This window comes from Endozoicomonas sp. G2_1 (genome assembly GCF_017744155.1).
In the GTDB taxonomy this organism is placed as follows: domain Bacteria; phylum Pseudomonadota; class Gammaproteobacteria; order Enterobacterales; family Alteromonadaceae; genus JAGHQT01.
In genome coordinates this window covers 1-14,785 of the sequence record NZ_JAGHQT010000015.1, presented here as the reverse complement: position 1 = coordinate 14,785, position 14,785 = coordinate 1, and the positions used below count along the sequence as shown (strand labels likewise).

The window sequence follows — 14,785 nt, the reverse complement described above, 5'->3', positions numbered from 1 at the left end:
AATTTCAAACAATTGCTGACTCTTACTATAATGAGATTTAGTGTACTCCGTTCACACTTAAAAACAACTTATGCTTGCCTCTCTTTTTATGTTTGTTGCTTTTATGGTTTAAGGGCTTTGCGAATAAAATGCTTACCGCCGCAGTGTGGGCAAGCGATTACCTGTGAATAGTGATAGACATGGGTACTGTGGTGGCAGCTATCACAAACCAGCTCACCAAAGCCAATGTAATCGCCTTCTCGATACTCGCCTCTATGCTCAAAGTCTTCCAGTAATTCAGCCCACTCTACTTGTGTTTTATCTGTCATTAACGCCAATTGCGCCCACCAATTTTCGGTGAGCAACCCCAAATAGGTTGAGCCTCGACTTTGATCTTGATATTGATGATAAAAGTCGACTAAATCATGCTGTAAATTATCGGTAAATTGCTGAAGTTGTTGCTCCGGAATTTGCTCAGCGGCATGCAGATATTGTTTCGTTTTTTCTACCAACTCAATCAAACTGACCAGCTCGTGTTGATTAACATCTTCAAGCCAAACACTCAGTTGTCGATAAACGCGATCAAATAAGCCCTGCTCTCGTTCACTCATAATCAACTCCTACATTATCTTTTTGTTGCGTTACGCTGCCTTAAAAGTATAGAACACTCTTGATGTTGCACGGCAATAAACTGTCAAAGCGCTTGTTGCTAGTAGCGCTATCGGGTATTCTATGGCGATATTTTTTACCTAGCGATTTTAGTCTTATTTACTGGGGAAAATAGGCGCGAGATATTACTGCTGTCTATAGATTAATCCCTTATTAAATGGCTGCGCTGCTCAATGAGATGTTTGAGAAAGATTTAATGGAATCTACATATAATCCGCAGGCGATTGAAGCCGAAGTACAGCAGTTTTGGCAAGATAACCAAACCTTCAAAGCACAAGAAAAACCAGGCCAAGAAAAATTCTACTGTCTGTCAATGTTCCCATACCCAAGTGGTCGTTTACACATGGGGCACGTGCGCAACTATAGCTTAGGTGACGTAATTTCTCGCTACCAGCGTATGCAAGGTAAAAACGTCATGCAACCTATGGGCTGGGATGCGTTTGGTTTACCGGCGGAAAACGCAGCGATTAAAAACAACTCAGCGCCCGCTAAATGGACGTATCAAAATATTGATTACATGCGCAACCAGTTAAAATCATTAGGTTTTGGTTACGACTGGGATCGTGAGTTAGCAACTTGTCGCAAAGATTACTACCGCTGGGAACAATGGTTCTTCACTAAGCTTTACGAGAAAGGTTTAGTTTACAAGAAAAATGCCACGGTTAACTGGGACCCAGTTGACCAAACCGTATTGGCCAATGAGCAAGTTATTGATGGTCGCGGCTGGCGTTCAGGCGCCTTGGTTGAGCGCAAAGAAATTCCACAGTGGTTTATCAAAATTACTGATTACGCTGAAGAGTTACTCAACGACTTAGACCAACTTGACGGTTGGCCTGAACAAGTTAAAACCATGCAGCGCAACTGGATTGGCCGTTCTGAAGGTGTCGAAATGACCTTCAAAGTTGCCAACAGCGACAGTGATGAAAGCTTTGATATCTATACAACTCGCCCTGACACATTAATGGGTGTGACCTATGTTGCCTTAGCCGCAACTCACCCACTAAGTGTAAAAGCATCACAAAACAATTCTGCACTTGCTGACTTTATTGCTGAGTGTAAAAACACCAAAACATCAGAAGCTGATGTCGCTACTATTGAAAAGAAAGGTGTTGATACTGGCTTGAAAGCGATTCACCCACTTACTGGTGAAGAAGTACCTGTTTGGGCAGCAAACTTCGTATTAATGGATTACGGTTCAGGCGCGGTTATGTCGGTACCAGGTCACGACCAGCGCGATTTTGAATTCGCGAACGCTTACGGTTTACCGATTAAACAAGTGATTGCTGGCGGTGAAAACGATGACATCAGCAAAGCAGCAATTACCGAAAAAGGCACACTGATTAATTCTGGTCAGTTTGATGGCCTGGATTTTGACGCGGCTTTTAAAGCTATTTCAGATGAGTTAATTGCTCAAGGTAAAGGTAAAGTTACCGTTAACTACCGCTTGCGCGACTGGGGCGTTTCTCGTCAGCGCTATTGGGGTACGCCAATCCCAATGATTAACCTAGCCAATGGCGAATCAGTGCCAGTGCCAGAAGATCAATTGCCGGTTGAGTTACCAGAAGATGTCGTGATGAATGGCGTAACATCGCCAATTAAAGATGATCCAGAGTGGGCTAAAACCACTTACAACGGTGAAGCCGCATTGCGTGAAACTGACACTTTCGACACCTTTATGGAGTCGTCTTGGTATTACGCGCGTTACTGCTCACCAGAAAACGATACCGGCATGTTAGATCCAGAAAAAGCTAACTACTGGCTACCTGTTGATCAATACATCGGTGGTATTGAGCACGCTATTTTGCACTTACTATACTCGCGTTTTTTCCACAAATTACTGCGTGATGTCGGTTTAGTTGATAGTGACGAACCGTTCAAGAGCTTATTGTGTCAAGGTATGGTGTTAGCCGACACTTACTACCGCGAAGCAGAAAATGGCGCGCAAGATTGGATTGCTCCAAGCGACGTTGAAGTGACTCGCAACGACAAAGGCCAAGTGGAAAGCGCTATCAGCAAGCTCGACGGCGAGCCGGTTATTTCGGCTGGTATGAGCAAAATGTCAAAATCGAAAAACAACGGTATTGACCCACAGCAAGTTATCGAGCAATACGGTGCTGATACTGTACGCTTGTTCATTATGTTTACATCACCACCAGAGCAAACACTAGAGTGGTCTGATTCAGGTGTTGAAGGCGCGCACCGCTTCTTAAAGCGGGTGTGGAAATTAGTCGCAGATTTTAATGCTGGTGAAACTAAACCGAGCCTAGAAGGTTTAACACTAAACAGCGCACAAAAACAATTGCGTCGTGAGCTTCACAAAACCATTGCTAAGGTAAGTGACGATATTGGCCGTCGCAACACGTTTAACACAGCCATTGCCGCGATTATGGAATTAATGAATCATCTAACAAAAGCCAAGCTTGACAGCGACGAAGACCGCGCCGTTATGTTAGAGGCGATTCGCTCAGTTATTCTAATGTTGACACCAATCGTACCTCACTTGAGCCATCACTTGTGGCAACTAGTTGGTGACGGCAACCCTGTTGAAGACACCTTATGGCCAACGGTTGACGAGTCTGCACTTGTTGAAGACGAGAAACTAATTATCGTGCAAGTTAATGGCAAACTGCGCGCTAAACTTACAGTGGCCGCAGATGCAAGCCAAGAGTCTGTTGAACAACTAGCACTAGGTGAAGAAAACGTGAGCAAATTTACCGATGGCAAAACGATTCGCAAAGTCATTTACGTGCCAGGTAAATTGCTAAATATCGTTGCTAACTAGTCGCATAAACGATTTCGATAAGTAACTAAACGCTAGACACAGCATAAGACTAATCAACACGGAGATAGCCATAAACATGATCTTTAAGCACTTAAAATCAATGTTTAGCCGGCAAATGACAAGTACTAGCGCCTTGCTAGTACTTGCACTTTCATTGGCAGTAACTAGCTGTGGCTTTCAGCTACGCGGCGATTATTTACTGGCGCCAGAGCTTAAAACCTTGTACCTGAGTTCACAAGATCGCTATGGCGAACTCACTCGATTAGTCAAACAACACCTGACTAACAATCAAGTTAACATAGTAACCAGTAGTCGTGGTGATTTGCCAGAATTGAGAATTTTGAAAGACCAGCTCGACCGCAGAACCTTGTCGTTATTCCCCAATGGACAAGTTGCCGAGTACGAGCTGATTTACACGGTAAAATATCAACTGTTAATTGCTGAGCAAGCGCCACAGGGTTTCAGTTTTGAACTCTACCGCGATTACCAAGACGATCCCAATATCGCTTTAGGTAAAAGTCGCGAGCTCGATTTATTACTCAGTGAAATGCGTAAGGTCGCTGCCGACCGTATTTTGCGCAACATGGCCAGTATTCAAGTCACTCAGCTCGACAATAGCCAGTCATAACAGCCTCTAAGCCGACGCCGTGAAAATTTACCACAACCAACTCGCCAACAAGCTCCAACAGGGGCTTAGTGGTGTTTATTTGGTTTTTGGTGACGAGCCATGGCAAAAACAGGATGCGCTCAGTCAAATCAAAGACTGCGCGCAACGACAAGACTTTAGTGAGTTAATTCGCTTTTACGGCGACGATAAGTTTGACTGGGCTGAGTTAACTCAGGAATACCAAGCCATGAGCTTGTTTGCCAGTCGGCGAATCATAGAGTTAGAACTCCCTACCGGTAAAGTCAATGAACGCGGTGCCAAAGCATTAATCAGTTTAACAGAAGCAATTGAGCCAGACGTTTTACTGATAATTCACGGCAGCAAACTCGACGGTGCAAGCCAAAAACGCAAATGGTTTAAAGCGCTAGAACAACACGCGACCTTTTTGCCGGTTTATGAACTTGAGGGTAAACATTTAAGCCAATGGCTTAATCAACGCGCGAAACAGCAACAAATCAGAATAAGTAACGAGCTTAGCCAGTTTATGCTGACCTTATTCTCAGGCAATTTACTCGCCTTAGCGCAAGAGTTGGAAAAGCTCGCCCTGCTCTATCACAGCGGTAACTTTTTTGAGCCAGAGCAATTCGACTCCCAAGGCGCTATCACTTTATCACAAGCTGAGCCACTATTGATTAATCAGGCGAGGTTTAACCCATTTCAGTTAATTGATAGCCTGCTCGCCGGTAACTTGCAACAATGTGCCACTATGCTAGAGGCAATGGCGCAAGAAGGCGTTGCCGCTGGACAGATTATTTGGTTGTTGCATAAAGAACTAGACCAACTCTATCAAATGAAAGCTGCTATGGTTTATCAACAGCAACAAGCTAACGAGTTGTTTAAACAGTTTCGCATTTGGCCAAAACGTCAGCCTCTGTATCAACAAGCACTGAGCAAAATATCAATAGCCAACATTGAACAAGCGATTAGCCGAATTGCCGATACCGATTTAATTAGTAAAAGCGCCAGCGAGTTTAACCCTTTCCTGTTGTTACTCGATGTTTGCCTGAGTCTTTACCATTCATCATTGGCAGAGCATTACTCACTCGACTACCTCAGTAGCAATACCCTAGGTACGCATTATGCTGGTGCTAACTTTTAACCAACTCGCCATTATAAGCAACATCGTTAACATCAAGAGAGCAAGTTAATGTCAGCTGACAACAGTGCCAAAAACAATGCAGAAAATAGCGCTGAAAAAATTGGTATTTTAGGTGGTACTTTCGACCCCATTCACCTAGGCCATCTAATGCCAACTCAGGAAATTGCTGAGCAGTTAACACTTGAACAAGTTTTTTTGCTACCAGCGCATATTCCACCGCATAAATCAGGCACTATTGCCAGCAGCGAGCAAAGAGTTGCCATGGTCAAACTCGCGTGTCAGGCAATGCCGTTATTTTGCTTAGATGACCGAGAACTCAAACGCGACAAACCGTCTTTTACCGTCGACACCCTCACCGAGATTGCCGCGCAATACCCTAGTAGCCAACGCTTCTTTTTTATTGGTATGGATTCTCTGCTGTCATTACAGAGCTGGCATCGTTGGCAAGACTTGTTATTGCTTACTAACCTTGTTGTTAGCGAACGACCGGGTTATTCACGTCAACATGCCGATGACAACTTGGCAGCAATAATTGAGCGACATCAAGTCACCGATATTGAAAAGATTAAACAAGGGCACGGTCAAATTATCTTTGCTCAGAGCCAGCAGTTTAACATCTCGTCAACGGAGTTAAGAGCAGCGCTAAAACAAGTGACTAGCATCGAGGTTAATAACGTCAGCCCATGTGAACAACTGAGTGAACAGTTAACGAAACAAAAACAGCTCAGTCAGTACCTGTTGCCAAATATTGTTGACTACATTCGAGAGCAGCAGCTTTATTGTGATTAATCGGCCGCGATAACATTTGCCGCTTAACTCATTTTGGCAAAAGTGCTACACTTCAAAAAAATACCAAAGATAGGAAAATCTCTTGCAAACCGACGCGTTAATCGCTTTTGTTACCGATAAAATTGACGATTTAAAAGGCCGTGATATCACGGTACTCGATGTAAAAGGCAAAGCCAGCTTTGCTGATGCTATGATAGTTTGTTCAGGCAACTCTAGCCGCCACGTAAAATCTATCGCTGAGCATGTTATTTTGGAAAGCCGCGCCGCTGGTGTTGAACCTTTAGGTGTTGAAGGCAACGACATTGGTGAGTGGTCATTAGTTGATTTGGGCGACGTTGTTGTTCATGTGATGACTGATGAAACCCGCGATACCTACCAACTTGAGCAACTTTGGAGCTAACCAAAGGCTATGCGCATTACCTTATATGCCGTTGGTACTAAAATGCCGGCTTGGGTGAGCCAAGGCTTTGAAGAATATCGCCGGCGCTTTCCTCGCGATTTGAGCTTTCATCTCGTTGAAATCCCACCGGGTAAACGCGGAAAAAATGCCGATATTGCTCGAATATTGGAAAAAGAAGGCGAGCAAACCCTCGCTGCCATTCCCAAAGGCAATCGCATTGTTACACTTGAAGTAGAAGGCAAACCGTGGACAACACCACAACTCGCTAACCAACTAGAACGCTGGCAGCACGACGGCCGAGACGTTGCTTTACTCGTTGGTGGGCCTGAGGGCTTAGCTCCCGCCTGTATTCAAGCATCTGAACAAAAGTGGTCATTGTCACCACTGACTTTACCACACCCTATGGTAAGAGTGTTGGTGGCAGAAAGTCTCTACCGCGCGTGGAGTATTAATAATAACCATCCGTATCACCGAGAGTAGGATATCAAGCGATGGCGAAGCCAAAACGAGTCACGATTCGCGATCACAGCGCTGAAGCAAACCTATTTGCTCGGCGCACTTTTATTACTTTTATAGGTGTTGTTATTATGTTACTGATTTTATTCAGTAACGTTTATCAACTCGAAGTAAAGTCATACGAAAAGTACCAAACCCGCTCAAACTCTAATCGCATTAAGTTATTGCCAGTCGCCCCTAATCGCGGCTTAATTTACGATCGCAATGGCGTGATGCTGGCGGAAAACAAACCGATTTACAGCTTAGAAGTGATTCCTGAGCAAGTCGAAGATATTGACGCCACTATAGCTGAAGTGAGTGATTTACTGGAACTGAGCCAAGAACAACAAGACAAGTTTTTTAAAAACTTAAAACGCAAACGCCGCTTTAAGCCCATTGAACTAAAATCGCGCCTAAGCGATCAACAAGTTGCTTTGTTCTCGGTCAATCAACACAAATTCCCCGGTGTTTTCGTTGAAGCGCGCCTTAAACGCTACTACCCATTTGCCGACTTAACCACCCATACACTTGGCTACGTTGCTCGTATCAATCGTCGAGACGCTAACTTGCTCGAACAAGAAGGCAAGTCTGAAAACTATGCCGCGACTCGAGATATTGGCAAACTCGGCTTAGAAAAGTACTACGAAGATATTTTGCACGGTCAAATTGGTTGGCAAGAAGTAGAAGTAAACAACCAAGGCCGAGTGCTTAGAACATTAGACTTCACGCCGCCGGTACCCGGTAAAGACTTGACCTTATCCCTCGACATTGAGTTACAGATGATCGCCAAGCGCGCACTGTCGGGAAAACGCGGCGCTGTGGTTGCGATGGATGCCCGTGATGGCGGCATTTTGGCGATGTATTCAAACCCAGCCTACGACGGCAATTTATTTGTCCACGGCATTAGTAGTAAAAACTATCGCCGGCTATTGAACTCAAAAGATTTACCGCTGATCAATCGCGCCTTACAAGGCTACCCGCCAGCTTCAACCATAAAACCATTTATGGCGTTAACCGGCTTAGAGCACGAAATTATCACCCCCGAAACCCGAATTTGGGATCCCGGTTGGTACCAAATCAAAGGGGTTGAAAAGAAATATCGCGACTGGAAAAAATGGGGCCACGAATGGGTCAACTTGTCGCGCTCGTTAGAGCAGTCGTGCAATATTTACTATTACGACTTAGCCTACAAACTCGGTATCGACCGCATTAGTACCATGATGGAAAAGTTCGGTTTTGGCGACTACACAGGTATCGATTTACACGAAGAAAGCCGAGGTGTCTTGCCAAGTGCTGGCTGGAAGCGCGCCCGTTACAACCAGCCTTGGTATGCAGGTGAAACAGTCTCTATTGGTATTGGTCAAAGTTACTGGACAGTAACACCGCTGCAACTGGCACAAGCAACCTCTATTTTGGTTAACCAAGGCGACGTTCACATTCCGCACCTGTTGCAAGCAACGACAACTTCTGTGATTCAAGGTTTACCTGAAAGTGAGGCGCAGCAACAAAACCAGCAAACAGCAAGCTATGTGCCAGGCCAAACTACCGTGTTAAAAACAGAAACAATTCACTATGAAGACAAGCCACCTGTTGAGCTTAAACAAGCAAAAAACTGGCGACATGTTTTAGATGCTATGCACAATACCGTGCAAGTTGTTGGTGCCACAGCTCATGATGCTTTTAAAGGTAGCAAGTACGACGCTGCAGGTAAAACCGGCTCGGCGCAGGTTGCTAGTTTAGGCGAAGACGAAAAGTACGAAGCCGACAAAATTCAAGAAAACAAGCGCGACAACGCCATGTTTATTGCATTTGCACCTTATGACAAGCCCGAAATTATTGTTGCTGTCGCGATTGAAAATGTTGCAAAAGGCGGTGGCGGTACCAATGCAGCTCCCGTTGCAAGGCAGATGATGGATCAGTATTTTGGTGAGCGAAATATTAGCGCAGAGCAAGTGGCAGTATTGCCGTTTGATAGCCTAAACCAAACGGGCCAACTCGCTGACCATTCTCAGTTAACACCTGAACAACACGCCAAACTCCATCAATCTCCGTTTAATTTTGCCTTAGGTGGTCACTAGTGCTAACCAGCAATGCCTTAGATCAAAGCCAACACCAAACCAAACGTTTATCATTATGGCAGCAACTTCACATTGATATGCCATTATTACTGGGCATTTTAGCCCTGATGTTGCTTGGCCTTTTCGTTGTTTATAGCGCGGGTGGTCAAGACCAAGCACTAGTGATTAGGCAAGCGGTTCGACTGGGGATTTCATTGGTGGTAATGTTTATTGTTGCTCAAATTACCCCGAGTTTATTTCGCAAATGGGCAGTACCCTTGTTTGTTATCGGTATTTTGCTGTTAGTCAGCGTATTGCTCTTTGGACACGTCGGTAAAGGCGCTCAACGTTGGCTCGACCTTGGTTTTTTCCGTTTCCAACCCTCTGAAGTGATGAAACTTGTCGTGCCAATTATGATTGCATGGTTTTTGAGCCGAGCTGACTTGCCCAGTAAAACCACTGATATTATTCTCGCCTTTGTCCTGGTATTAATGCCGACCTTACTTATAGCCAAACAGCCAGATTTAGGGACTTCACTATTGATTGCCAGCTCTGGCATCTTTGTCATCTTTTTAGCCGGTGCTAGCTGGCGATTAATTGGCGTTTGCACCGCCCTAGCCTCAGCATTTGCGCCAATACTCTGGTTGTTTTTAATGAAGGATTACCAGAAACAACGCGTACTTACTTTTTTGAATCCCGAGCAAGATCCACTGGGCACTGGCTACCACATTATTCAATCAAAAATCGCGATTGGTTCTGGTGGTATTTACGGTAAAGGCTGGTTACAAGGTACACAATCACAGCTAGAATTTTTACCAGAGCGCCACACCGACTTTATTTTTGCTGTTTTTAGTGAAGAGTTCGGGTTGATTGGCGTAACACTATTACTATTAGTTTATCTCGCCATCGTTATGCGCGGTTTATGGATAGCCGTTAATGCTCAAACTGCCTTCAACAAGTTATTGGCCGGTAGTATTACCTTAACCTTTTTTGTTTATGTTTTTGTTAATATCGGCATGGTTTCAGGCTTGTTACCTGTAGTTGGGGTTCCGTTGCCGCTAGTGAGTTATGGCGGTACGTCAATGGTGACATTAATGGCAGGCTTTGGCATGCTAATGGGTATTAGTACCCGAAAACGCTTTATTGGTTAGTTACCTTGATGAATAACAGTTCGCGCACTTGGCTCCCGTTGTTGCTAGTCAGTACAGTACTTTCTGCTTGCACTAGTAGCCAATACGGCCGCTATCAGCAAAAACACGATAGTATTCCAACTCGTCTGCCCAGTAGTCACGAACTAGAAGACGCAATTCCTCGCGCTGAGCCACCTAGCCGAGGTGGTAATAAAAACTATCAAGTAAGAGGCAAAAATTACCAAGTGTTAGCCAGTGCTAAAGGGTTTGAGCAAACTGGTACCGCCTCTTGGTACGGTAAAAAATTCCACGGTCATTTAACCTCCAACGGCGAAATTTACAATATGTACGGCATGAGTGCAGCTCATAAAAACCTACCGCTGCCAACCTATGCCAAAGTCACCAATACTGCCAATAATAAAAGTGTTATTGTTCGAGTCAACGACAGAGGCCCTTTTCACCAAAACCGTGTTATCGACCTATCATATAGCGCAGCATTCAAGCTCGATATGCTAAAAACAGGTACGGCACAAGTTCGTATTCAAGCGATAACTGAATTTGATCAATACGGACGGGCAATCATTCCCGGCACTAATCCCGAGTTACCGGTAAACACCAGCCAAAATACAGATATAGTTCAAACTGCCAATAACGACGTAACAAGCGCTCAAGAGCTTGTGCAGAGCAGTGTTAACACAGCAGCATCATTTGCTAGTGGGCCAGTTAATAATGTCACGCCCAACGACCCCAAAATAAATTCTAATTCAACGAATGCAAGCCACTCAACGCTATCCGCAGCACAAGCAACGCCAATAGATAGCGGTGGTTACAATAAGGTGATTCAAGTTTTTGTCACCCGAGATAAAAACACCGCCGATAAAACTGTCGCGGCTTTGAGTTCGCTTTACCAGATAACTGCTCAGAGCGCTGAGTATCAAGGACTTTATCGCATTCAAATTGGTCCATTTCAACAATCTAGCCGACTACAGCAAGTGCTTGAACAACTAAAAAGCTCTGGCTACCCAAACGCTTTTATTAAAACTCTCGTACCAGGCCAATAATCGGCGAAGTTCAAACTCAGTCACACTAATCTACCAGAGTAAATACTCAGTAAAACTTTTTTACTTTTTACTTGCAAATCCCTTGGTTTGAGCGTAGCCAAGCGCAATAAAGCTGGTATACTCTGCCGTTATACCTTTAAATATATCCTTGAGTTTATTGTCCTCCGATTAAATAGGAAAACTATGTTTTACCCCAATTCTTCTCATTATTTATTAAACAAACTCAGCCCTCTTTTTGCACGAATTAGTCGTAAATTTATCGCTGTTGCCAGCACTAGTGCGGTGGTTATTGCAACAACGACATCTGTCGCTCACGCGGCCACTATTATCCCTGATGCACCAACAATTAACGCCAAAGGCCACATCTTAATTGATTACAATACCGGCAAAGTGATTTCTGGTGAAAATGAAGACACATTATTGGCGCCAGCGAGCCTGACTAAGATGATGACCAGTTACATCATCGGCCAAGAGCTAAAACAAAATAACATTAAAGAAACCGACATGGTCACCATTAGTAAAAATGCGTGGGCTACAGGTTCACCTGTACTAAAGGGTTCTTCGTTAATGTTTTTAGAAGTAGGTACTGAAGTATCCGTTGGCGATCTCAACCAAGGTATTATTGTTGCCTCAGGTAATGATGCGTGTATTGCCATGGCTGAACACATTGCAGGTAGTGAAAGCGCCTTTGCCGACATGATGAATGCCTATGCCAAGCAACTTGGTATGGACAACACCTTATTTGAAAATAGCCACGGTTTACACAGTGAATCACACTACACAACTCCTCGTGACATGGCCGCTCTCGGTGTTGCACTGATTCGAGATGTTCCGTCTGAATACGTCTTGTACAAGCAAAAGTCATACACCTACAACAACATCAAACAATACAACCGCAATGGCCTGTTATGGGACAAAAGTATGAATGTTGACGGCATTAAAACCGGCCATACCTCTGAAGCTGGTTATAGCCTAGTGACTTCAGCGACTAAAGGCGGTATGCGCTTAGTGAGCGTTGTTATGGGTGCCGACAGCGACCGCGCCCGTAAAGTAGAAAGCAAAAAACTATTAACTTATGGCTTCCGCTTTTTCGAGACCTACACGCCGTATAAAGCTGGCGATAAATTGACAACTAATCGCGTGTGGATGGGTGACAGTGAGCAAGTTGAACTTGGTATTTTAACCGATACCCCAATCACCATTCCTCGTGGTCAACGCAAAAACTTGAAAGCAAATTTTGAGCTTGACCAACAACTTACGGCACCAATCAGTAAAGGACAAGTTGTAGGTAAGGTGTTCCTACAACTAGACGGGGAAGACATTGCTGAATATCCGTTAGTCACTTTACAAGAAGTTAACGAAGGCGGCTTATTTAGCCGTTTGGTTGACTACGTAAAACTACAGTTCGCCAACTAGTCGAGTCACTAGTTTTTTTGAGAAGCAGGTATGAACGAAAGTTCTACCTGCTTTTTTGTTACTGCTGTTAAACGCTCTACACTGCTCTCCTAGAATTATCACAATTCTATCACGGCTGAAATTTATACACTGACATTTGGGTCTGGTTTTCTAGCTAAATCAATTCCTGAGGTCGAGATATGTTTTATCGCAACATTTTAATCGCTGGCTTAGTGTCAGTTTTTTCTTTAACTGCTGCTGCCTCAGGTAGCACTGGCGGTCACTATCGCAACCTTCCCAAAGTGCAAACAGATCCAGTTTATGAAAAAGGCAAGAAGCTTTTCAAAGGCAGAACAAAAGCTTATGGCAGAGTAAAGTTTTGCTTTTTGGATGAAGAAAAAGCGGGTGCAGTTAAAAAAATAAAACGCAGCACGTTAAAAGCCTACAAAGGTAAAAAGTACAACGATTTAGCAAAAGCACTCTATCGCTGTGATGACACCAGCAAAGCCATCTACCAAGTATTAAATCGCGATGATTTATTCATCTACTTATACTTTGTCAACAACCGTTTTAAACTGCATTTGAGTTAATGCCTCCCCAATCGCTTAAATAGCAATTGCTGAACGGATTTACTACTCAAGATAAAGCCGAGTCCGACAAGACCAAACTCGGCAACTACCCCCCAATTGGGGTGTTGATAAGCCCCAAGTGTCAAAGACTCCAGATGCAAACCAATAATGTAACTCAAGAGTAAAGCGAGACTAGTCAACCACGCCCAAATACTTGGCCAAATGGCGGCAAATGCCAAGACCCAAACCCAATACCAAGGGTTTAGTACTGGTCCCAGTAATAAAAGCCCGGCAAATAAATAATCCATTCGAGGCAAATGAACACGCTGTTCTGTCGCTTCGCCCTCAAATAAACCGACTTTTACCATCTGCTCAGCAAAGATAAACTTGGCTGCTAGCCAACACCAAAGTCCAATGAATGACAAAGCAGTCAGTAGCTTGAGAGTAAACAAGTACTCAGCAAACAAAAGATAAAGTGGCGCGTTAAAAAACCAGCCCGACGACATCGCGTTAAAACCGTGCTCACTATTGGCAAAGAACAAACTGTCGGCAAATGGTAAATACAAGCAAACCAAAACAATGGTAAAGTACAGCCAAGCGCGAATCGAGCGAAGCAGCAGCAAAGGTATAGCTACCAGAGCGAACACTTTACTCGCTACCGCTAGTGCCGCAAAAGCGCCAAGCCATTGCGGTTTGTGTTTAAGAAAACAGAGACTAGCGGCGAGTAGAAAAAACACCGCCATAACATCTGGATGGGCGGTAAAAGCAAATTCTTTGATTAGCAAAGGCGACCACGCATATAAAAGGATATTCCTGTGGCTGGTTAACCCTTTTAGTAAGTAGATAACACCGAGATCAAACAAAGCAAAAATTAACTGCAACGGCCACACCTGGCCGGGCGCAATCAGGTAGCCTAAAGCAAAAATCAATTGATTGACTGGGCCGTATATTGTCGCGATATGAGGGTTATTAATGCCGTCAAGCGTCGATTGCATTAGCGCTGGAACCCCTTCGGCATCAAAGTAAGCCTCAGGTGCGATTCCGTAAGGGCTGCCATAAGTAACCAATGTGAAACCATCCCACAGATAACGATAAAAGTCGTCTTCGAGTATTGGCTCACCAACCAGTGCGATACTGCGAAACACAACCGCCCACAAAAAAATCTCAGCAAACGTCGGTTGATGGTTGCCCCACTTAAGGTAATACCAATAGCTGAACAGTAATAATGAAAAGGTAATGAGTATGGTCAGCGTTGGCGCGAGTGTCAGTAGCGTCTTGGATTGAACAGCTAAATAAGCGTAGCCAAGTGCAAACAGCAACCCAAGTAAAGACAAACTTGATAATCTTTTTTGCTGCACACTTTGTAAACAAACTTCTGCCATAAGTTTTTTGCGTTATCTTTTAATTGCCATTTAACTACTGCTTATTAGAGTGAGATTTTGCGGTTATTCTTTCGGTGCGAAGATATTGTTTATGTAAGTAGTAGCACTCTTCTTAATTCTTTGTAACTCTTCTGTTGTCAGCTTTAATGGTTTTACTCAATTTATAAAACAAAAACTGACTAACAAAAGTAAAGAATCCACCTTCTAAAGAAGGTGGCTTTGCGTAAGCCCCCTAAACAAGGGGGCTGGGTTATCCTAGTAAATGTAATTGACGTTTCTCTTCTTGTTTCTCCATCTTGTCTTGATGCCGT

13 protein-coding genes are annotated in these 14,785 nt (G+C 44.1%); 11 read left to right on the top strand and 2 right to left on the bottom strand.

Annotated elements, in window-relative coordinates:
* Positions 1 to 101: 101 nt before the first annotated feature.
* Complete coding sequence (locus tag J7384_RS14685; protein ID WP_209115232.1) at positions 102 to 590, bottom strand: zinc ribbon-containing protein; 489 nt, start codon at positions 588 to 590, stop codon at positions 102 to 104.
* A gap of 254 nt (positions 591 to 844) precedes the next feature.
* Between J7384_RS14685 and leuS the strand changes: the two genes are divergently transcribed.
* The 11 genes from leuS (at position 845) to J7384_RS14630 (ending at position 13,113) form a co-directional block, all read left to right on the top strand.
* Positions 845 to 3,430, top strand: a complete 2,586-nt coding sequence (gene leuS, locus J7384_RS14680; RefSeq protein ID WP_209115230.1) for a leucine--tRNA ligase — start codon at positions 845 to 847, stop codon at positions 3,428 to 3,430.
* A 115-nt stretch (positions 3,431 to 3,545) separates the two neighbouring features.
* Positions 3,546 to 4,058 carry an LPS assembly lipoprotein LptE gene (gene lptE, locus J7384_RS14675; protein ID WP_209115229.1) on the top strand — a complete coding sequence of 171 codons (513 nt, stop codon included), beginning with the start codon at positions 3,546 to 3,548 and terminating at the stop codon, positions 4,056 to 4,058.
* 19 nt (positions 4,059 to 4,077) lie between these two features.
* Positions 4,078 to 5,196, top strand: coding sequence for a DNA polymerase III subunit delta (holA, locus tag J7384_RS14670; protein ID WP_209115227.1), 1,119 nt, complete (start codon positions 4,078 to 4,080; stop codon positions 5,194 to 5,196).
* Between the two features lie 48 nt (positions 5,197 to 5,244).
* The gene (gene nadD, locus J7384_RS14665) at positions 5,245 to 5,985 is read left to right on the top strand and encodes a nicotinate-nucleotide adenylyltransferase (protein WP_209115225.1); all 741 of its coding nucleotides are present in this window, start codon (positions 5,245 to 5,247) and stop codon (positions 5,983 to 5,985) included.
* A gap of 82 nt (positions 5,986 to 6,067) precedes the next feature.
* Positions 6,068 to 6,385 (top strand): ribosome silencing factor, encoded by a 318-nt coding sequence (gene rsfS, locus J7384_RS14660; RefSeq protein WP_209115223.1) that lies wholly within the window; start codon positions 6,068 to 6,070, stop codon positions 6,383 to 6,385.
* 9 nt (positions 6,386 to 6,394) lie between these two features.
* Positions 6,395 to 6,865, top strand: a complete 471-nt coding sequence (gene rlmH, locus J7384_RS14655; protein ID WP_209115221.1) for a 23S rRNA (pseudouridine(1915)-N(3))-methyltransferase RlmH — start codon at positions 6,395 to 6,397, stop codon at positions 6,863 to 6,865.
* 11 nt (positions 6,866 to 6,876) lie between these two features.
* Complete coding sequence (gene mrdA / locus J7384_RS14650; RefSeq protein ID WP_209115220.1) at positions 6,877 to 8,958, top strand: penicillin-binding protein 2; 2,082 nt, start codon at positions 6,877 to 6,879, stop codon at positions 8,956 to 8,958.
* On the top strand, positions 8,958 to 10,088 hold the full coding sequence (rodA, locus tag J7384_RS14645; RefSeq protein WP_348523878.1) for a rod shape-determining protein RodA: 1,131 nt from the start codon (positions 8,958 to 8,960) through the stop codon (positions 10,086 to 10,088). The genes mrdA and rodA overlap by 1 nt, the downstream gene beginning before the upstream one ends.
* An 8-nt stretch (positions 10,089 to 10,096) precedes the next feature.
* The gene (locus J7384_RS14640) at positions 10,097 to 11,128 is read left to right on the top strand and encodes a septal ring lytic transglycosylase RlpA family protein (RefSeq protein WP_209115219.1); all 1,032 of its coding nucleotides are present in this window, start codon (positions 10,097 to 10,099) and stop codon (positions 11,126 to 11,128) included.
* Positions 11,129 to 11,311: 183 nt separating this feature from the next.
* On the top strand, positions 11,312 to 12,544 hold the full coding sequence (locus J7384_RS14635; protein ID WP_209115218.1) for a serine hydrolase: 1,233 nt from the start codon (positions 11,312 to 11,314) through the stop codon (positions 12,542 to 12,544).
* Between the two features lie 179 nt (positions 12,545 to 12,723).
* Positions 12,724 to 13,113 (top strand): hypothetical protein, encoded by a 390-nt coding sequence (locus J7384_RS14630; protein WP_209115217.1) that lies wholly within the window; start codon positions 12,724 to 12,726, stop codon positions 13,111 to 13,113.
* Here J7384_RS14630 and J7384_RS14625 read toward each other — a convergent pair.
* Positions 13,110 to 14,474, bottom strand: a complete 1,365-nt coding sequence (locus J7384_RS14625) for a hypothetical protein (protein WP_209115216.1) — start codon at positions 14,472 to 14,474, stop codon at positions 13,110 to 13,112. The two genes, J7384_RS14630 and J7384_RS14625, sit on opposite strands and share 4 nt — an antisense overlap.
* Positions 14,475 to 14,785: the final 311 nt, after the last annotated feature.